The following is a 19,716-nucleotide window of genomic DNA, read 5'->3' as shown; positions in this document are numbered from 1 at the left end:
CTCCGTAATTCCGCGATTAAAACATGGAGACGCAGCGATGGCGAGCATTTCGTTGAAGGGCGTGCAGAAGGCGTATGGCGACGCCGCGCCGGTGATCCGCGACGTCGATCTGGAGATCGGCGCGCACGAGTTCTGCGTGTTCCTCGGGCCGTCCGGCTGCGGGAAATCCACGCTGCTGCGGATGATCGCGGGCCTGGAGGACGTCAGCGACGGCGAGATCGCGATCGGCGGACGGCGCGTCAACGACCTGTCGGCCGCGCAGCGCGGCGTGGCGATGGTGTTCCAGAGCTACGCGCTGTTCCCGCACATGACGGTCTACGAGAACATCGCGTTCGGCCTGCGGCTCGCGAAGACGCCGAAGCCCGAGATCGACCGCAAGGTGCGCGAGGCGGCCCGCATCCTGCAGCTGGAGACGCTGCTCGAGCGCCATCCGAAGGCGCTCTCGGGCGGCCAGCGGCAGCGCGTTGCGATCGGCCGCGCGATCGTGCGCGAGCCCGGCGTGTTCCTGTTCGACGAACCGCTCTCGAACCTCGACGCGACGCTGCGCGGCCAGACCCGCATCGAGATCGGCCGCCTGCACCGGCAGTTCGCCGAGGCAAGCGTGGTCTACGTGACGCATGATCAGGTGGAGGCGATGACGCTCGCCGACAAGATCGTGCTGCTGCACAGCGGTGAGGATACCGAACGATACGGCAGCATCGCGCAGGTCGGTGCGCCGCTCGATCTCTACTATCGACCCGCGAGCCGCTTCGTGGCCGGCTTCATCGGCTCGCCGCGCATGAACTTCCTGGCCGCGCGCGTGATCGCGGCCGAGGCCGGCGGCCTGAGCGTGCGGCTCGACGGCGGCGGCGAGACCGCGGTGCTGCCGCTCGCGCCTGACGGCGCGGCGCCCGGCGCCGCCGTCACGTTCGGCATCCGCCCCGAGCATCTGGAGTTCGTGGCGGCCGGCGCCGATGCGGGCGGCCAGGCGCACGACGGCGCGCTGCTGCTGACGCGCCGCGTCACGCTGGTCGAGGCGCTCGGCGAACACAGCTACGTCCATCTCGAGCAGCCCGACGGCACGCTGATCGCGAAGGCGCCCGGCGAGCTGCGCGTCGCGCCCGGCGACACGGTCCGGCTGCGTGCGCCCGCCGCGTCGTGCCATCTGTTCGCCGAGGACGGCTTCGCGATCGCCGCGCCGGCGCCGGCCGCGCTCTCCCCCGCCTGAGGCGGGCGCCCGATCCGTTCATCGATATTCACCGAAGCGCGCCCGCCGCCCGGGCCGCCAGCCATCCACGAACCACACACACCCAACGATCGAGGATCGACCGATGCGCCTTGGAGTCTGTTACTACCCCGAGCACTGGCCCGAAGCCATGTGGAACGACGACGCCGCGCGCATGAAGGCGCTCGGCATCGAGCAGGTGCGGATCGCCGAATTCGCCTGGAGCCGGATCGAGCCGCAGCCGGGCGAATACGACTGGGGCTGGCTCGACCGCGCGATCGAGGTGCTCGGCGCGGCCGGCCTGCAGGTCGTGATGTGTACGCCCACCGCCACGCCGCCGAAGTGGCTGATCGACCGGCATCCCGACATCCTGCCGGTGGGCGCGGACGGCCGGCCGCGCGCGTTCGGCTCGCGCCGCCACTACGATTTCTCGTCGCCGAGCTACTTCGAGGCCTCGCGGCGCATCTGCGAGGCGGTGGCGCAACGCTACGGCGCCCACCCGGCCGTCGCCTACTGGCAGACCGACAACGAATACGGCTGCCACCAGACCGTGGTCAGCTATTCGCCGGCCGCGCAGGCGCGCTTTCGCGACTGGCTGCGCGCGCGCTACGGCACCATCGCGGCACTCAACACGGCCTGGGGCACGGTGTTCTGGAGCATGGAATACCGCGGCTTCGACGAGATCGACGCGCCGGTCGGCACGGTCACCGAGGCGCACCCGTCGCATCGGCTCGACTATCGCCGCTTCGCCTCGGACGAAGTGCGCCGCTACAACCGGATGCAGGTCGAGATCCTTCGCGCGCATTCGCCGGGCCGGCCGATCGCGCACAACTTCATGCAGCTGTTCACGGAGTTCGACCACTATCCGGTGGCGGCCGACCTCGACGTGGCGAGCTGGGACAGCTACCCGCTCGGCGCGCTCGAGGAGCAGTGGTACGCGCCCGACGTGAAGGCGCGCTACCTGCGCACCGGCCACCCCGATTTCGCCTCGTTCAACCACGACCTCTACCGCGGCATGTCGCGACTGCCGTTCTGGGTGATGGAGCAGCAGCCGGGGCCGGTGAACTGGGCGCACTGGAATCCGGCGCCGCTGCCGGGCATGGTGCGGCTCTGGAGCTGGGAGGCGTTCGCCCACGGCGCCGGCTGCGTGTCGTACTTCCGCTGGCGCCAGGCGCCGTTCGCGCAGGAGCAGATGCACGCGGGCCTGAACACGCCCGACAACCGGCTCGATATCGGCGGCAGCGAGGCCGCCGCGGTGGCCGGCGAGCTGCGCGCGCTGCTCGCCGATGCCGAGGCCGACGCCACCGCGCCGGTCCGCTCGCGCGTGGCGCTGCTGTTCGACTACACGGCGAAGTGGCTGTTCGAGGTGCACCCGCAGGGCGCCGATTTCCACTATCCGCGCTTCGTGGTGGAGTATTACTCGGCGCTGCGCTCGCTCGGCTTCGACGTGGACGTGTTGCCCACCGACGCGCCGCTCGACGGCTACCAGCTGGTGGTGGTGCCGCCGCTGCCGATCGTCTCCGAGGCGCTGTCGCAGCGGCTCGCCAGCTGCGGCGCGCAGGTCGTGCTCGGCCCGCGCACGGGCTCGAAGACGCCCGACCTGCAGATTCCCGCGAACCTGCCGCCCGGCCCGCTCGCGGCGCATCTGCCGATCCGCGTCTGGCGCGTGGAGTCGCTGCGGCCGACGCTGGCCGAGACCGTGCAGGTCGACGCCGGCGACGGCGCCGAGGCCTTCGAGACGCAGGCGCGCCACTGGCGCGACCTGATCGAGATCGACGCGGCCCGGGCGGACTCGGTCGAGATCCGCGCGCGCTTTCACGACGGTCATCCGGCCTATCTGCGGCACGGCGCGTTCCACTACTTCGCGAGCCTGTTCGACGAGGCCGGCACGACGATGCTGCTGGCGCGCGTCGCGCACGAGGCGGGCCTCACGCCCGTCGTGCTCGGCGACGCGGTGCGCGTGAGCCGGCGCGGCGGGCTGACCTGGGTGTTCAACTACGGCCCGCAGCCATACCGGATCGACGCGGCGATTCCCGACGCGGCGATCGTGGTCGGTGCGCGCTGCATCGAGGCGGCCGGCGTCGCCGCGTATCGCACGGCGGCGGCCGGTTGAGTTTTCGCGGCGCGCCGGTAATCCGGTCGCGCCGTTCACTTTCGTTGTTTCGCAGTTCCGCAGTTCCGACAAAAACCGAAACCAGGAGACAGCAGATGAATACTCAACCCCGCTTCCGGCGCGGCGTCGCCGCGCTTGCCGTGGCCGCGCTGGCCGGGCTGTCGGCGACGGCCGCGCTGGCCGGCACGCTGAGCGTCAACATCGCGTTCAAGGGCGCAAGCCAGCGCGCGGTGTGGACCCAGGTGGTCGATCAGTTCAAGCAATCGCACCCCGGCACCGACGTCAAGCTCGCGTTCGTCGACGAGGAAGCCTACAAGGTGCAGTTGCCGAACTGGCTGACCACGGCGCCGCCCGACATCATCAACTGGCACGACGGCGAGCGCATGGCCTACTACGCCAAGCGCGGGCTGTTCGAGGATCTGTCCGCCAACTGGCAGAAGAACCACTGGGACACGATGTACGCCTCGACGAAGGAGGCTTCGTCGTACCAGGGCAAGCCCTACGCGGCGCCCACCGTCTACTACGCGTGGGGGATGTTCTATCGCAAGAACCTGTTCAGGAAGGTCGGCATCGCGGCCGAGCCGACCACCTGGGCCGAGTTCCTCGACGACTGCAAGAAGCTGAAGGCGGCCGGCATCACGCCGATCGCGGTGGGCGGCCGCGATGCGTGGACGCTGGCCGGCTGGTTCGACTACCTCGACCTGCGCCTGAACGGCAACGCGTTCCACCAGCAGCTGATGGCCGGCCAGGTCGCCTACACCGACGCGCGCGTGAAGAAGGTCTACACCACCTGGAAGCAGCTGATCGACGCCGGCTACTTCATCGACAACGCGTTGTCCTACGATCTCGACGCGGCCCAGCCGTTCCTGTTCCAGGACAAGGCGGCGATGATGCTGATGGGCACCTTCATCACCGGCGGCTTCACGCCGGCGGTGCGGCAGGACATGGGCTTCTTCCGCTTCCCGGTGATCGACGCGAACGTGCCGACCGCCGAGGACGGCCCGGTGGAATCGCTGCACATCCCCGCCAAGGCGAAGAACAAGGCCGATGCGCGCGCGTTCCTCGCGTTCGTCGAGACGCCGGCGATCGGCGCGCAGCTGGCCAAGGGACTCGGCTCGCTGTCGGCCAACAGCCAGTCGCCGGAGCCCGACGACGCGATCTCGAAGGTCGCCTTCCACATCCTCGCCGATACGAAGGGCGGCATCGCACAGTTCTACGATCGCGACATGACCAAGGAAATGGCCGACGAGGGGATGAAGGGCATGCAGCAGTTCCTCGCCGATCCGGGCAAGCTCGACGCGGTGCTCGCGCAGCTCGAGGCCGCGCGCCAGCGCATCTACCGGAAGTGACGCGGGCAGTGAACCCGCAGTGAATCCGCAGTGAGCGGGACCGGCGGCAGCGGCGCCGGGCGGGCTGGACGCCGCCCGTGCCGCCGCTGCCGGCGCCCGCGACGATCAAGGAGATCCGCCGTGCCACCTATCGTGCTTTCCTCGCCGCCGGCACCGGCCGCCGCGCAGCGCATCGACCCGGGCGGCGAGCCCGCCGCCGACGCGGGCCGCGAGGCGCCGCCGGCCCGGCCCCGGGCGTCGGCGCCGCGGCCGAAGCCGCGCCGGCGCGCCTCGCCGACCGAGCGCCGCCAGCGGCTCGCCGCGGCGCTGTTCCTCGCGCCGGCCTGCCTGATGTTCGCGCTCTACGTGGTGTGGCCGGTGGTGTCCACCATCCGGCTGTCGTTCTACCATTGGGACGGCATGAGCGAGCCCGACTTCATCGGCCTCGCGAACTACGCCGAGCTGATCCACAGCGACACGTTCTATACCGCGCTGAAGAACAATCTGATCTGGCTGCTGCTGTTCCTGCTCGCGCCGCCGCTGGGCCTCGCGATCGCGCTGTACCTGAACCAGGCGGTGGCCGGCATGCGCGTGGTGAAGTCGCTGTTCTTCGCGCCGTTCGTGCTGTCGGGCGTGGTGGTCGGGCTGATCTATTCGTGGTTCTACGATCCGACTTTCGGCCTGCTCAAGCTGCTGATCGGGCACGGCATCCCGGTGCTCGGCGATCCGCGCTACGCCACGCCCGGCATCATCTTCGCCGCGCTGTGGCCGCAGACGGCCTACTGCATGATCCTCTACCTGACCGGCCTGACCACGCTGAACGCCGAGCAGATCGAGGCCGCCCGCATGGAGGGCGCGCGCGGCTGGACGCTGCTGTGGCACGTGATCCTGCCGCAGCTGCGGCCCACCACGTTCATGGCGATCGTGGTGACCGTGATCGGCGCGCTGCGCAGCTTCGACCTGATCTCGGTGATGACCTCGGGCGGGCCGTTCGACAGCTCCACCGTGCTCGCGTACTACATGTACGACCAGGCCATCAAGTACTTCCGCTTCGGCTATTCGTCGGCCATCGCGGTGGTGCTGTTCGCGATCATGATGCTCTACATCGTCTACCACCTGCGCCATCTGCTGCGCAGCGAACACTGACCGTCCGACAGGAGACGCCCGCATGTTTCCGATGCCGATCGACCGCTGGAAACCGGCCTCGCGCCGGCTCTACAAGCTCACGCTGCCGCTCGCGCTGCTGCTGTGGCTGCTGCCGCTCGTCGCCGTGCTGATCACCTCGGTGCGCTCCACCGAGGAGCTGAACGCCGGCCATTACTGGGGCTGGCCGCAGCACTTCGCGCTGGTCGAGAACTATCGCGAGGCGCTGAGCGCGTCGCCGATGCTGCATTACCTCTGGAACAGCGTGCTGATCACGCTGCCGTCGGTGGCCGGCGCGATCGCGCTGGCGGCGATGGCGGGCTTCGCGCTGGCCGTCTACCGGTTCCCCGGCAACGCGGCGCTGTTCGGCATCTTCGTGGCCGGAAACTTCGTGCCGATCCAGGTGCTGATGATCCCGGTGCGCGACCTCACGCTGAAGGTCGGCCTCTACAACAGCGTGGACGGGCTGATCCTGTTCCACCTGTCGTTCCAGACCGGCTTCTGCGCGCTGTTCCTGCGCAACTTCATCAAGCAGCTGCCGTTCGAGCTGATCGAGGCCGCGCGCATCGAGGGCGCGGGCGAATGGACGGTGTTCTGGCGCATCGTCGTGCCGCTGATCCGCCCCGCCCTCGCCGCGCTCGCGATCCTCGTGTTCACGTTCGTCTGGAACGACTATTTCTGGGCGCTGTGCCTGACCCAGGGCGACGACGCCGCGCCGATCACGGTCGGCGTGGCCGCGCTCAAGGGGCAGTGGACGACGTCGTGGAATCTCGTCTCGGCGGGCTCGATCCTCGCGGCGCTGCCGTCGGTGGCGATGTTCTTCCTGATGCAGAAGCACTTCGTGGCGGGCTTGACGTTCGGGGCGACGAAGGGGTGAGAAGCGGTGATGACGCGCCGCGCAGCCGCGCGGCGGCCATGCCGCCGGCGCCGGTAACCGATCGCTTATCGCGCCGGGCCGCCGCCGCGAGTCGGCAGCGTGGCCGTCAGGCCTCGGCCGAAGTGGTGATGCCGGTCAGGACCGAGTCGACCAGCGCCAGCTGATCGGCGGACACGCCGTGCAGCAGCTTCGCCTTGATGTCCTTGACCATCGCGTCGACCTGCTCGCCGACCTGTCGGCCGGCGTCGGTCAGGTACAGCGTCTTGGCACGGCGGTCCGAGGCGTCGTCGCGGCGCACCACGAGGCCGGCGCTCTCGAGCTGGTCGAGCAGGCGCACGAGCGAGTGGCCCTCGATGCCGAGATGCTCGGAGATGGTGCGCTGGCGCAGGCCCTCGCCGAGCTTGTAGATCAGCCACAGCGGCGTGGAGGTTGCCTCGGAAAGGTTCAGCTTGCTGAGTTCGACGTCGGCCACCTTGCGCCACATACGCGCCGCGCGCTGCAAACGCAGGCAGAACGTATCTTCGGCAAGGGCCAGCAGTGTGGAAGACATTCGCGATGATGACCTGAAAATGACGGGAAACCGGTGCATGCCGGCTCGGTTCATCGGTGAGGCCATGCGTTCCGGCGTGCTGACGTGGCGACAGCCTGCAACCGGACTGTCTCCGTTTTTTGACGGCAGCACAACGATCGCCGTCTTTATTTCGCCGTCCAATATAGCATAGGTAATCGCGCCCGCGCCGCCCCCCCAGCCGGCCGCCGCAGGCCTCGAAAACCCGCCTCGGGCGGCCGTGAGCAGCGGCCCCTTCAGGCCCGCGCGGGCACGTCTGCGGCCAGCGCGCGGGCGGCCTCGATGGTGGGCAGGAGCCGTTCTAGGACGGTGTGCGGCGCATGCGCGAGCACCGCGCGCCAGTCCGCCAGCCGGTGCTGGAGCGCCTCGAGCTGGGTGAGCAGTTCGGGGGCGTTGGCCTCGAGGATGTGCGCCCACACGATCGGGTCCGACGACGCGAGCCGGATCTGCTCGGCGAAGCTGCGGCCGACGAAGGGCGCGATGCCGTCCCGCTGCGCGGCGGCGCCGGCGGTATCGTCGGCAAGGCCGGCGGCGAGCCCCTCGACGAGCGCGAACGCCAGCAGGTGCGGCAGGTGCGATGTCAGCGCCACCATCCGGTCGTGGGTGGCCGGATCGGTGCGCCGCGTGACGGCGCCGAGCGCGCGCCAGAACGCTTCCACCTGCGCGCAGGCGGCGGCCGGTGTGTCGGGCAACGGCGTGATGAGGCAGCTTCTCGCTTCGAACAGGTCGGCGCGCGCGGCGCCGAAGCCGCCCTGCTCGCCGCCCGCCATCGGATGCGCCGGCACGAAACCGAAGTCGGGCGGCAAGCGGCCGTCGAGCGCGTCGATCACGGCCTGCTTCGACGACGCGACGTCGGTGACGATCGCCGCGGGGTTGCGGCGCGCGAGCTGCTCGACGATGCCGGCCACCGCATGCACCGGCACGCCGACCACGATGAAACCCGCATCCCGCAGGCCGTCGAGCGAATCGGGCGCCGCATCGACGAGCCCGGCGGCCACCGCGCGTGCCCGGACGCCGGCGTCGTGGTCCCAGCCGGTCAGCGCGATCTCCGGCCACCGCGCCCGCGCCGCGCGCGCCACCGAGCCACCCAGCAACCCCAGGCCGACGATGCCGAGGCGCTGCCCGTTTTCGTTCTCCATTTCACTCTCTCCCTCGCATGGACAGATGGTTCATTTGCGTCTCCGAAACGATCACGTCCATATAGATCACTGACGATTCATTTCACGACGCGATGCACGGCCTGTTTCGCTTCCTGTTGCTGTTGATGATGCATGCCGCCATCGACATGACGGCATCGGGAACGGCATGCCGAGACGCCATGGAAGGCGCTGCTCCGCGCCGCACAACTCATTGTGTTGCAAAGCAATTCCCGGCCTTTCCCGATTTCCGGATGGGGGTGTCCAATCCGCATGATCGCAGGCTCGGCGCCGCCCCGGCCATCATATTGCGTCGCAAAAACATTAAGGCTTTTAGGTTGCATGCGATTTACGGTCATGCGATTATTTGCACACGCGTTAACCAGAACCTGAGAGCCAGGCACGCCGTGTGTGCCGATCGATAAATGACGCCGGACGTTCCGATGCGTGCGTGCCGGACAGCCGCCCACCATTCCGAATCGCAGGAGCCAGCCGTGTCCCATGTTTCCGTCGAGCAGCGGTTCCGTCCTCCCTACCTGAATGCCTATCGGGCCTATGACGCACCGCTGACCGTCATCTGCTCGCTGCTGTCGCGCGCGGACGATGCTTCGCTCGACGAGCGGCGCCGTGACCCGACACTGCTGCTCAACGCGAACGGCGAACTGATCAAGGACCCGGTCAACGAACCGGGCGCCTTCGAGCGCAATCCGAACCTCGCGTTCGAGAAATGGACGGCGTACTGGCGCAAGGTGCATGGGCCGCGCTTCATCCAGGCGCAACCGCCCGAGGCGGGCGGCATCCGGCACCTGCTGCGCTACGACCAGATCCACCGGCTGCCGGCCGGCCCGTCGAGCGCCGCGCCGCTGCCCTACCTGCCGCCGCTCGATGCGAACGGCCAGCTGTTCGACACGGTGATCGGCCATATCCCCGACTATCACCGCCCGCAGTGGGACGGCATCGCCTATCTCGGCTTCGAGAACCTGGCGGGCCTGCAGGCCGTGTTCGGCCAGCCGGAAATCGCCACCAAGATCCTGCCCGAGGATCAGGCGATCTTCCGCGAACTCTGTCCGATCCTGGCGCGCCAGCACATCCTCGTGCCGAGCCCGACGCAGCGCGACTCGTTCCTGCTGGTCAAGGTGGCACGGCGCCGGGCGTCGCTCTCGCGCGAGGCATTCCACGACGCGTGGCTGAACCAGTACGCGCCGCGCGTGCTCGCGCAGCCCGCCACGAGCCATTACGTGCGGCGCTTCGTGCAACTGCACAACATCGGCCCGGTCCGCGAGGGCGAGCCGTTCTTCCATCGTGTCGGTCACACGATCGACGGCGTGGCGCTGTTCGCGTTCGCGTCGATCAACGATCTCGAGGATTACCTGCTCGATCCCGGCGTCATCGCGCTGGCCGAGGAGGAAGCGCGGTTCGTCGATCCAGAGGCGAGCGAGTACTGGACCGCGCTCGCCTACCAGGTGGTCAACCAGATCCACCCCGAAACGCCCACGCGCTGACGCGGCGCGGCCCCGGCGGCGCGTGACGCGCCTGCCGCGAAATCGATTGACGTGAAGCGATACGTTCCCGCCGCGCGGCGGGTGGTGATCTGCCTTGTCGGAGTCCGACCATGAATCCATTCGATTACGATGTGCTGATCGGGGCACCCGATCGCGACGGCGCCGCGCCGGCCGAACCGATGCCGCATGCGGTTCTCACGCCGCCGCGCGACGAGCCGGCACGCACCGCGGCGGCCGCCGCGAGCGAGGAACACCATGGCGCCCGCTGACTGGTCCCCCGTGTCCTGGCGCGGACGCGAGATCCGCCAGGTGCCGAGCTATCCCGATCCCGCGCGGCTGGCCGCGATGGAGGAGCAGCTCGCGAGGTTGCCGCCGCTGGTGCTCGCGGCCGAGGTCCGCAGCCTGAAGGCGCAGCTCGCCGAGGTCGCGCACGGCAAGGCGTTCCTGCTGCAGGGCGGCGACTGCGCCGAATCGTTCGCGGAGTTCCATCCGAACGCGGTGCGCGACCTGCTGCGCGTGTTCCTGCAGATGTCGACGGTGCTGGCCTTCAGCACCGGCCTGCCGGTGGTCAAGGTGGGCCGCATCGCCGGGCAGTTCGCCAAGCCCCGCAGCGCACCCGACGAGACCATCGACGGCGTCACGCTGCCGAGCTATCGCGGCGACATCATCAACGGCATCGAATTCACCGAGGCGGCGCGGCGCGCCGACCCCGAGCGCCTGCTGAAGGCGTATTCGCAGGCCGCGGCCACCCTGAACCTGCTGCGTGCGCTGAGCCATGGCGGATTCGCCGACATGCGCCACGTCCAGCAATGGAACGCCGGCTTCGTCGCGTCGGCCCCGCAGGGGCAGCGCTACCGGCAGATCGCGTGCCGTATCGAGCAGGCGCTGCGGTTCATGCAGGCCTGCCGCGTGTCGCCCGACTCGGTGCGCTCGCTGCGCGAGACCGATCTCTACACCAGCCACGACGCGCTGCTGCTCCACTACGAGCAGGCGCTGACGCGCCAGGACGCGCTGACCGAGTCGTGGTACGACTGCTCGGCGCACATGCTCTGGATCGGCGAGCGCACGCGCGGCCTCGACGACGCCCACCTCGAATTCCTGCGCGGCGTGGAGAATCCGATCGGCCTCAAGTGCGGCCCCACGCTCGAACCCGACGAACTGCTGCGCCTGATCGACGTGCTCAATCCCGACAACGAGCCGGGCCGCCTGACGCTGATCGCGCGAATGGGCGCGGAGCAGCTGCCGCGGTTGCTGCCGCGTCTCGTGCGTACCACCAAGAGCGAGGGCCGCGAAGTGATCTGGTCGATCGATCCGATGCACGGCAACACCATCAAGTCGGCCTCGGGCTACAAGACGCGCCGCTTCGAGCAGATCCTGCTGGAGGTCGAGCATTTCTTCGACGTCCACGAGGCCGAGCGGACTCACGCGGGCGGCCTGCACCTGGAGATGACCGGCACCGAGGTCACGGAATGCACGGGCGGCGGGCAGCAGATCCGCGACGACCAGCTCGGCGAGCGCTATCACACGCATTGCGATCCGCGCCTGAACGGTTCGCAGGCGCTCGAGCTCGCGTTCCTGGTGTCGGAGAAGCTGTCGGCGCGCCGCGATCCGCACCAAGGCCCGCCGCGCGAGCCGGCCGCCGCCCGGCCCGGCGAAGAGGCGGCCGCCCCGCTGTCCGTCTGATCCGTTCCGGAGCCGGCGGCCCAATGGCGGCCGGCTCGTTTCGTTTTCCGCGTGTCCCGCCACCCGACGAGGGCTCCATGTCAACCCAACCCGTTTCCCGGTTCGACGCCGTGTTCGATCCGACCACCCTTGGCGGCCTGCGCCTGCCGAACCGCATCGTGATGGCGCCGATGACGCGGCGCCAGTCGCCCGGCGGCGTGCCGGACCGCGAGGTCGCGCGCTACTACGCGCGCCGCGCCGAGGGCGGCGCCGGGCTCATCATCACCGAGGGCACCTACGTCGACCATCCGGTGGCCGGCGGCTTCGTCAACGTGCCGCACTGCTTCGGGCGCGAAGCGCTCGACGGCTGGCGGCGCGTGGTCGACGGCGTCCACGACGCGGGCAGCCTGATCGCCGCGCAGCTCTGGCATCTCGGCAACGTCAGGCAGCGCGCCGTCGCCCCGCATCCGGAGCTGCCGAGCATCGGCCCCGCCCGCATCGTGACCGACGGCGTGGTCGAGACCGAGGCCATGACGCCGGCCGAGGCGGGCGAGCTCGCCGCCTCGTTCGCACGGGCTGCGCACGACGCGCTCGAAGCCGGCTTCGACGCGGTCGAGGTGCATGGCGCGCACGGCTACCTGCTCGACCAGTTCCTGTGGGCGCGGATGAACACGCGCGACGACGCGTATGGCGGCTCGTTCGAGCGACGCCTGCGCCTGTCGCTCGACGTGGTCGAGGCGGTGCGGCGCGCCGTCGGACCGCGGGTGCCGGTGATCTTCCGCTTCTCGCAGTGGAAGGTGCAGGACTACGACGCGCGCATCGTCGAATCGTCGGCCGAGCTGCGGATCCTGCTCGACGCGCTCGGCGCCGCCGGGGTCGACATCTTCGACGTCAGCACGCGCCGCTTCTGGGAGCCGGCGTTTGCCGACGAGGGCGATGCCGACCTGGCCACGCTGGTTCGCGAGATCTCCGGCAAGCCGGTCATCATGGTCGGCAGCATCGGCGTCGACAACGCGTTTTCGGCGGCCCAGGTGCGCGGCTCGGAGGATCTGACGGTCGGCATCGTGAACCTCGAGCGCGCGGTCTCGCACCTCGAGACGGGCCGCGCGGACTGCCTCGCACTCGGGCGCGCGCTGCTCGCCGATCCGGACTGGCCGTCCAAGGTGCGCGCCGGCGAATTCGAGCGGATCGTGCCGTATCGCAAGGACATGTTCTCGAGCCTGGCATGACGCCGACATCCGCATGGTCCGTTCAACCCGCGAGGAGCCTGACTTGACGACCCCCGCCACGTTGCAGGTGGATCGCGCGCCGTCCAGGAGCCTGGTGCTGCTGATGGCGTTCGGCACCGGAATCGGCGTCGCGAACGTGTACTACATCCAGCCGATCCTGAACCTGGTGCAGCGCCGGTTCGACGTCGCGCCGTCGCTGATCGGCTGGGCGCCCACCCTCACGCAGATCGGCTACGCGCTCGGCATCCTGCTGCTCGCGCCGCTCGGCGACATGCTGAACCGCCGCTCGCTGATCGTCACCAAGGGGCTGTTGCTGGTCGCGGCGCTGCTCGCCGTCATGCTCGCGCCGAGCTATGCGGCGCTGCTCGCGGCGAGCGTCGCGATCGGCCTGTTCGGCAGTGTCGGCCAGGACTTCATCCCGTTCGCCGCCCAGCTCGCCCCCGATGCACGCCGCGGCCGCACGGTCGGCATGGTCACCACCGGGCTGCTGGCCGGCGTGTTGCTGTCGCGCACGCTCGGCGGCCTGGTCGCGCAGCAGTTCGGGTGGCGCGCGATCTACGCGGTCGCCGCGGTGCTGGAGAGTGCCGTGGTGGTGGCGGTGTGGCGTTTCCTGCCGTCGCTGCCGGCCGGCGCCGCCGGGCGCTACGGCGCGCTGATGGCGAGCCTGCTCGCGCTCTGGCGCCGCCACGCGGCGCTGCGGCGCGCCGTCTACACGCAGGGCCTGCTCGCCATGTCGCTCGGCGCGTTCTGGTCGACCCTCGCGCTGGTGCTCGCCGCGCCGCCGTTCCATCAGGGGCCGGGCGTGGCCGGCGCCTACGGCATCGCGGGCGCGGCCGGCGCGCTCGCCGCGCCGCTGTTCGGCCGCGTCGCGGACCGCGCCGGCCCGCTGCATGCGATTCGCTTCGGCTGCGTGCTGATGATCGTCGCGTTCGCCGCGATGTGGCTGGTACCCGGCTCGCTGCTGGTGCTCGCGATCGGTGCCGTGCTGTTCGATCTCGGCGTGATGGCCGCGCTGGTTTCGCACCAGACCATCGTCAACACGATCGACGCGGCCGCGCGCAGCCGCCTGAACGGCCTGTTGATCACCGGCGCGATGCTCGGCGTCGCGGCGGGCGCGCAGGCCGGCTCGATCGCGCTGAACGCGGCGGGCGCGACCGGCATCCACGCGCTCGGCGTCGGCGTCGGCGTGCTGGCCCTGCTGCTGCGCCTGCGCAACCGATGAGGCGCCGCGCCCAAGCGGCCGCGCGTCGCTTCTCCCCAACCGTCGGCGACCGCGAGGGACGCGCCATGATGATGCGATTCGTGATTCGACTGCTGCCCGATTCCCGCCGCGTGCTTGTCGCGCTCGCGCTCAGCGCGCTGGGCGGCGCGGGCCATGCGCAGACGCCCGCCGGCCAGCGGCCGGGCGCCGCGGCCGATGTGGTCGAGATCCAGAACGTGGTGGCGCAGTATGTCGCCACGCTCGACGCCGACACCGTCGGCGAGCCGGTGGCGAGCCGCGTGGAGCGGTTCACGCGGCTGTTCACGCCGGACGGCGTCTGGACCGAACACCTCTGGAACGCCGGCAGGCCGGCCGACGACGGGCCGGGCTGCCTGGTGCGCGGCGCCGCGCAACTGACGCGCTTCGCGCAGGTGCTGTTCGGCTCGGCGAGCGCGCCCGCGGCCACCACGCGGCACAACCTGGTGAGCCCGCTCGTCGAGATCGCGGGCGAGCGCGCCACAGCGGCGGCCAACTGGCTCCAGACGCGCGACGCGGCGCAGTCGAGCGGCACCGTCGAGCTGCTCGCCACCGGCCGCTATTACCTGAACCTGCGCCGCCAGGGCTCGGGCTGGGCCATCGAGAAGCTCGACCTGATGAGCGATCACCCGCTCTACGGCACGCCGCTCGGGCCGCCCTGCACCGCGACCGGGCCGCGCTGACGCGCGCCGCGCGGCGACCGTGCCGCAGGCAACGGATTGTGAAACCCGCAACGACACAGGGCCAATCGATGAGCGATTTCACCAAGCTGGAAGCCCGTCCGGAACTGCCGCGCCCGGCCGGGCAGGCCGCCGCGCCGGCCGTCCATCTCGACCGGATTCACGCGCTGCTGGATCCCGGCTCGTTTCAGGAACTCGATGCGCTTGCCGAACACGACTGCACGTGGTTCGACGCGGATCGCCGGGTCCGGCCCGGCGACGGCATCGCCACCGGGCACGGCACCATCGACCAGCGTCCAGTGCTGGTCTACGCGCACGATGGCAATTTCCTCGGCGGCAGTTCGAGCCGCGTCCACGCGCTGAAGATCGGCAAGGTGCTCGATCTCGCGCTGCGCATCGGCGTGCCGGTGATCGGGCTGAACCACTCCTCCGGCCTGCGCATCCACGAAGGCGTGGACGCCGATTCGCAGTTCAGCCACGTGTTCCACAAGACCGTGCGCGCCTCGGGCGTGGTGCCGCAGATTTCGCTGATTCTCGGTGACTGCGTGGGTGGCGCGGCCTACACGCCGGCGCTGACCGACTTCATCGTCATGGTCGAGCAGGAATCCGCGCTGTTCCTGACCGGGCCGGCGGTGATCCGGCGCGCGACCGGCGAGGAGGTGACCCGCGAGGAAATCGGCGGCGGCCTGCTGCATGCCACCGAAACCGGGCTCGCGCACTTCCTCGCCGAATCGGCCGACGAGGCGCTCGCGATCGCGCGCGAACTGCTGTCCTACCTGCCGCGCAACAACGCCAGCCCGGTGCCGCCCACTCACGGCCCGGCCACGCTGCCGCGCACGCTCGACGAACTCGACGCGATCGTGCCGGCCAGCAAGACCGAGCCGTTCGACGTGCGCCAGCTGATCGAGCGCCTCGTCGACGAGGACTCGTTTCTCGAGGTGCATCGGCTCCATGCGCGCAACATCGTGGTCGGCTTCGCACGCCTCGGCGGCCACAGCGTGGGCATCGTCGCGAACCAGTCCGCGTGGCTCGCGGGTTGCCTCGACATCGATGCCTCCGAGAAGGCCGCGCGCTTCGTGCGCACCTGCGACGCGTTCGGCATTCCGCTGCTCACGCTGCTCGACGTGCCCGGCTACCTGCCCGGCAAGCAGCAGGAGCGCTCCAACGTGATCGGCGCCGGCGCCAAGCTGATGCACGCGTACTGCGAGGCAGTGGTGCCAAAGCTGGCCGTGGTGGTGCGCAAGGCCTACGGCGGCGCCTATCCGACGCTCGCGAACCGCTCCGCCACCGACGTGATCTACGCGTTTCCCGATGCGGAAATCTCCGTGATGGGACCAGAGGCAGCGGTGGACGTGATCTTCCGCAAGGAGCTGGCCGGCACGGCCGACGCCCCCGAGGCGGCCGGGCGGCGCGAGCGCCTGATCGACGATTACCGCGACGCCCACGCGAGCGCGCGCTACTCGGCCAGGCGCACCTACATCGAGGGGCTCGTCGAGCCGGCGCAACTGCGCAACACCGTGATCTCCACCTTCGCGCTGCTGCGCGAGAAGATCGCGCACGCGCCCGGCCGGCGTCATTCGAACATCCAGCTCTGAACGCGAGGCGACCCATGGCAATTCCGAGAGATCCACGCAACGACTACGACGCCGCCCAGATCGAGGCCCGCCTGCGCTGGGTTGAGGCCGCCACCGGCGAGCGCTTTCCGCATCTGGGCGGCGCGAGCGTGCCGCCCGAGGCGGTGCGCGGCACCTGCGAGAACTTCACCGGCTTCGTGGGCATCCCGCTCGGCATCGCCGGGCCGCTGCGGATCAACGGCAGCCGCGCCCGCGGCGACTTCGTGGTGCCGCTCGCGACGACCGAGGGCGCGCTGGTCGCGTCGTTCTCGCGCGGCATGAACCTGATCACGGAGAGCGGCGGCTGCACTACCACGCTGCTCGACAACGCGCAGCCCGCCGAGGCGCGGCCCGTCTATCGCTTCCTCGGCGACGCGCTCACCAAGGTCTCGGCGATCGTGCTGCGTTCGGCGGACCAGGCCGGCGCCTTCGATGCCTGGCTGCGCGAGCATGCCGCCGAGGTGGTCGCGGCGGCGAATGCCACCAGCAGCCACGCGCGGCTGCTCGAACTCACGCCGCTGCTGCAGGGCGATCTGGTCGGCCTCGCGTTTACCTACGAGACCGGCAACGCGATGGGGCTCAACATGGCGACCAAGGCGAACGAGGCCGCCTGCCGCTACATCGCCGAGCACTGCGCCGCGCTGGTGGAGGGCTACCTGAACACGCTCGGCGGCGACAAGCGCTTCGTTGCCGATCAGGCGAAGGGGCGCTACGTGTCGGCCAGCGTGCGGATTCCGGCCACGCTGATCGAGGCGCGCCTGCGCACCACCCCGGCCCGCATGCGCCGCTTCCTGCAGGCCTGCAACACGTTGCTGGCGCAGCGCGGCGCAACCGCGCCCAACATCCACGTGGCCAACGCGCTGAGCGCGCTGTTCATCGCCTGCGGGCAGGATCCGGCGTTCGTGACCGTGTCGTTCAAGAACGCCTGCACGTCGTTCGACGTACACGAGAACGGCGATCTGCTGGCCGCCGTCACGCTGCCGAACCTGATCGTCGGCGTGGTGGGCGGCGGCACGCGGCTGCCCGCGCAACGCGAATGCCTGCGCATGCTCGGCTGTGACGACGACGCGCGCAAGCTCGCCGAGATCGCCGCGGCCGTGGCGCTGGCGGGCGAGGTGTCGGTCGCGGGCGCGGTCAGCGCCGGCGAATTCACGCGCGCGCACACGGTGCTCGGGCGCGGGCTGGAACCGGCCCCGACCGCTCAGCCGGGCCACACTCTCCCGGAGCTGACCCCATGAGCCTGCGGCGTGTCCTGCTCTGCTGTCGCGGCGAGATCGCGCTGCGCCTGATTCGCTCCTGCCGCCTGCTCGGCATCGAGACGGTCGCGATCCATACCGACGAGGATCGCCACGCGGGCTTCGTCCACGCCGCCGATCTGGCGTTCCCGATCGAGGCCTGGCATCCCGCCACGCTGATCGAGGACGTGATCGCGATCGCGCGCGCGGTCGGTGCCGACGCGGTCGCGCCGGGCTATGGCCCGCTCGCCGAGAACGCGACGTTCGCGGCCGCCTGCTCGGCGCAGGCACTGGTGTTCGTCGGCCCCCACGCCGAGGCGATCCGGCTGACCGGCGACAAGGTCGAGGCGCGCGCCGTTGCCGAACGTGCCGGCGTGCCGGTGGTGCCGGGCGCGACCGTGGCCGACGACGCGCAGGCCGCGGCCGCGGCGGCCACGATCGGCTTTCCGGTCCTGATCAAGGCCGCGCTCGGCGGCGGCGGGCGCGGCATCCGCGTGGTCGAGCGCAGCGAGCAGCTCGGCGCCGCGCTGGCCGAAGTGCGCCAGGAAGCGCGGCTCGCGTTCGGCAGCGACGAGATCTACCTGGAGCGGTTCCTCGGCGAACGAATCCGCCACATCGAGGTGCAGGTGCTCGGCGACCGCCACGGCAACCTGCTGCATCTGGGCACGCGCGAGTGCAGCGTCCAGCGGCGGCGTCAGAAGATCGTCGAGGAGGCGCCGGCGCCCGCGCTGGCCGACGCGCTGCGCGAGCGGCTGCACGGCTGGGCGCTCGCCGTGGCGCGCGAGGTCGGCTACGACAGCGCCGGTACCGTCGAATTCCTGGTCGACGGCGACGACTGTTACTTCATCGAAATGAACGCGCGCATCCAGGTCGAGCATCCGGTCAGCGAAAGCCTCTGCGGCGTCGACATCGTCGAGCAGATGCTGCGCGCCGCGGCGGGCGAGACGCTGCAGCTCAGGCAGGCCGACCTGCGTCCACGCGGTTGCGCACTCGAGTTCCGCGTCTGCGCCGAGGATGCGCACGCGGGCTTCCTGCCCACCGGCGGCCGGGTCGAGCATTATCGCGTGCCCGAGGGGCCGGGTATCCGCGTCGATTCGGGCGTGCATGCCGGCGCGCTGCAGTCGACGCGCTTCGACAGCCTCTGCCTGAAGCTGATCGTCGAGGGCGCCACGCGCGAGCTCGCGCTGGCCCGTGCGCGCGACGCGCTGCGCGAACTCGTGATCGCGGGCTTCAGCACCAACCTGCCGTTCCATCGCTGGCTGCTCGACCATCCGCCGTTCCGCGACGGCCGCTACGACCTGTCGGTCACGCGCGATTTCCCCTCCGCGCACGGGCTGCCGGCCGATGCCGCCGAGCGGCTGCAGCTGTTCGCGGCGCTGGCCCTGCATCTGGGCGCCGCGTCGCCCGCGGCGGGCGAGCCGGCCGTCGCGAGCCAGGCGGCGCCCTCGCCATGGGTCATGCGCAACGACCGGCGCGCCTGGACCTCGTGAACGCGCCGCCGCGTTCGCCCATCGACTATCGACCATCGGCCCGAGGAGCGCCGCCCATGACCGCGTCCCCATCATCGCCCCGATCGCAGACCCACCACACCTGCGCGTTCGGCGACGCGCCCGACGATACGCCGGGTGCGCGCATCGAGATCCGCGCGCTCGAGGCCGATTCGTTCCGGGCCAGCTTCGACGACGGCCGCGCCGTGCTGCTGCGGCTCGTCGAACGGCAGCCGCTGCCGGGCGGCGGCGTGCGGCTGGTGGCCGAAATCGGCGGCACGCGCCACGAGGCGTTCGTCACGCCGGCCGCGAACGGCACGCTGACGCTCGACAGCGCCGGCATCCGCCGCAGCATCGAGACGCGCGGCCGGCGCCGCCGTGCCGGCGGCTCGACAGGCGGCCCCGCGCTCACGGCGATCCTCGCGCCGATGCCGGCCCGCGTCGCCGAGATCCTGGTCGGCGAGGCGCAGATCGTCGACGAAGGCGCGCCCGTGCTGCGCATCGAAGCCATGAAGATGCTGATGACGCTGACCGCGCCGCGACGCTGCCGGATCGACGCCGTGCATGTCGCGCTCGCGCAGAACGTCGAGGCGGGCGCGCGGCTCGTCAGCCTCGGCGAGGCGCCGCTCGAGCCGGAATGAACCGGCACGGCCGATGCCGTGCCGTGCGCCGCGTTTGCCTCACTTCTTCCCTACTCCATGG

18 protein-coding genes are annotated in these 19,716 nt (G+C 70.5%); 15 read left to right on the top strand and 3 right to left on the bottom strand.

Annotated elements, in window-relative coordinates; translation table 11 throughout:
- Positions 1-37 precede the first annotated feature (37 nt).
- The 5 genes from BpN12_RS24385 (at position 38) to BpN12_RS24365 (ending at position 6,665) form a co-directional block, all read left to right on the top strand.
- Positions 38-1,207 carry an ABC transporter ATP-binding protein gene (locus tag BpN12_RS24385; protein ID WP_246794826.1) on the top strand — a complete coding sequence of 390 codons (1,170 nt, stop codon included), beginning with the start codon at positions 38-40 and terminating at the stop codon, positions 1,205-1,207.
- Between the two features lie 103 nt (positions 1,208-1,310).
- Entirely contained in the window at positions 1,311-3,317 is a 2,007-nt protein-coding gene (locus BpN12_RS24380; protein WP_246794825.1) for a beta-galactosidase, read from the top strand.
- A 95-nt stretch (positions 3,318-3,412) separates the two neighbouring features.
- Complete coding sequence (locus BpN12_RS24375; RefSeq protein WP_246794824.1) at positions 3,413-4,666, top strand: ABC transporter substrate-binding protein; 1,254 nt, start codon at positions 3,413-3,415, stop codon at positions 4,664-4,666.
- 171 nt (positions 4,667-4,837) lie between these two features.
- Complete coding sequence (locus BpN12_RS24370) at positions 4,838-5,791, top strand: carbohydrate ABC transporter permease (RefSeq protein WP_425306373.1); 954 nt, start codon at positions 4,838-4,840, stop codon at positions 5,789-5,791.
- A 22-nt stretch (positions 5,792-5,813) separates the two neighbouring features.
- Positions 5,814-6,665, top strand: a complete 852-nt coding sequence (locus tag BpN12_RS24365) for a carbohydrate ABC transporter permease (protein ID WP_246794822.1) — start codon at positions 5,814-5,816, stop codon at positions 6,663-6,665.
- 106 nt (positions 6,666-6,771) lie between these two features.
- Here BpN12_RS24365 and BpN12_RS24360 read toward each other — a convergent pair whose 3' ends face one another.
- The 3 genes from BpN12_RS24360 to BpN12_RS24350 all read right to left on the bottom strand — a co-directional run bounded on the left by BpN12_RS24360 (position 6,772) and on the right by BpN12_RS24350 (position 8,728).
- Positions 6,772-7,215, bottom strand: coding sequence for a MarR family winged helix-turn-helix transcriptional regulator (locus BpN12_RS24360; protein WP_246794821.1), 444 nt, complete (start codon positions 7,213-7,215; stop codon positions 6,772-6,774).
- 254 nt (positions 7,216-7,469) lie between these two features.
- Positions 7,470-8,372, bottom strand: a complete 903-nt coding sequence (locus tag BpN12_RS24355) for a prephenate dehydrogenase (RefSeq protein ID WP_246794820.1) — start codon at positions 8,370-8,372, stop codon at positions 7,470-7,472.
- A 77-nt stretch (positions 8,373-8,449) separates the two neighbouring features.
- Positions 8,450-8,728, bottom strand: coding sequence for a hypothetical protein (locus BpN12_RS24350; RefSeq protein WP_246794819.1), 279 nt, complete (start codon positions 8,726-8,728; stop codon positions 8,450-8,452).
- A gap of 135 nt (positions 8,729-8,863) precedes the next feature.
- Between BpN12_RS24350 and BpN12_RS24345 the strand changes: the two genes are divergently transcribed.
- The 10 genes from BpN12_RS24345 (at position 8,864) to BpN12_RS24300 (ending at position 19,655) form a co-directional block, all read left to right on the top strand.
- Positions 8,864-9,871 (top strand): EthD domain-containing protein, encoded by a 1,008-nt coding sequence (locus tag BpN12_RS24345; RefSeq protein WP_246794818.1) that lies wholly within the window; start codon positions 8,864-8,866, stop codon positions 9,869-9,871.
- A 110-nt stretch (positions 9,872-9,981) separates the two neighbouring features.
- Positions 9,982-10,140: a hypothetical protein gene (locus BpN12_RS24340; RefSeq protein ID WP_246794817.1), complete on the top strand. Its 159-nt coding sequence runs from the start codon at positions 9,982-9,984 to the stop codon at positions 10,138-10,140.
- On the top strand, positions 10,127-11,554 hold the full coding sequence (locus BpN12_RS24335; protein ID WP_246794816.1) for a class II 3-deoxy-7-phosphoheptulonate synthase: 1,428 nt from the start codon (positions 10,127-10,129) through the stop codon (positions 11,552-11,554). Before BpN12_RS24340 ends, BpN12_RS24335 begins: the two co-directional genes overlap by 14 nt.
- Before the next feature lie 77 nt (positions 11,555-11,631).
- Complete coding sequence (locus tag BpN12_RS24330) at positions 11,632-12,762, top strand: oxidoreductase (RefSeq protein WP_246794815.1); 1,131 nt, start codon at positions 11,632-11,634, stop codon at positions 12,760-12,762.
- A gap of 43 nt (positions 12,763-12,805) precedes the next feature.
- Positions 12,806-13,984, top strand: coding sequence for an MFS transporter (locus BpN12_RS24325; RefSeq protein WP_246794814.1), 1,179 nt, complete (start codon positions 12,806-12,808; stop codon positions 13,982-13,984).
- Between the two features lie 80 nt (positions 13,985-14,064).
- Complete coding sequence (locus tag BpN12_RS24320) at positions 14,065-14,682, top strand: nuclear transport factor 2 family protein (RefSeq protein WP_246794813.1); 618 nt, start codon at positions 14,065-14,067, stop codon at positions 14,680-14,682.
- A gap of 68 nt (positions 14,683-14,750) precedes the next feature.
- Positions 14,751-16,274, top strand: a complete 1,524-nt coding sequence (locus tag BpN12_RS24315) for an acyl-CoA carboxylase subunit beta (RefSeq protein ID WP_246794812.1) — start codon at positions 14,751-14,753, stop codon at positions 16,272-16,274.
- A 14-nt stretch (positions 16,275-16,288) separates the two neighbouring features.
- Positions 16,289-17,530 (top strand): hydroxymethylglutaryl-CoA reductase, encoded by a 1,242-nt coding sequence (locus BpN12_RS24310; protein ID WP_246794811.1) that lies wholly within the window; start codon positions 16,289-16,291, stop codon positions 17,528-17,530.
- On the top strand, positions 17,527-19,017 hold the full coding sequence (locus BpN12_RS24305) for an acetyl-CoA carboxylase biotin carboxylase subunit (protein ID WP_246794810.1): 1,491 nt from the start codon (positions 17,527-17,529) through the stop codon (positions 19,015-19,017). Before BpN12_RS24310 ends, BpN12_RS24305 begins: the two co-directional genes overlap by 4 nt.
- Before the next feature lie 56 nt (positions 19,018-19,073).
- On the top strand, positions 19,074-19,655 hold the full coding sequence (locus tag BpN12_RS24300) for an acyl-CoA carboxylase biotin carboxyl carrier protein subunit (RefSeq protein ID WP_246794809.1): 582 nt from the start codon (positions 19,074-19,076) through the stop codon (positions 19,653-19,655).
- The last annotated feature ends 61 nt before the right edge of the window (positions 19,656-19,716 follow it).

Source organism: Burkholderia perseverans, from assembly GCF_022870505.1.
Taxonomy (GTDB): Bacteria; Pseudomonadota; Gammaproteobacteria; order Burkholderiales; family Burkholderiaceae; genus Burkholderia; species Burkholderia plantarii.
The sequence above is the reverse complement of the archived record's forward strand: the minus strand, read 5'-3'. Positions and strand labels throughout refer to the sequence as shown.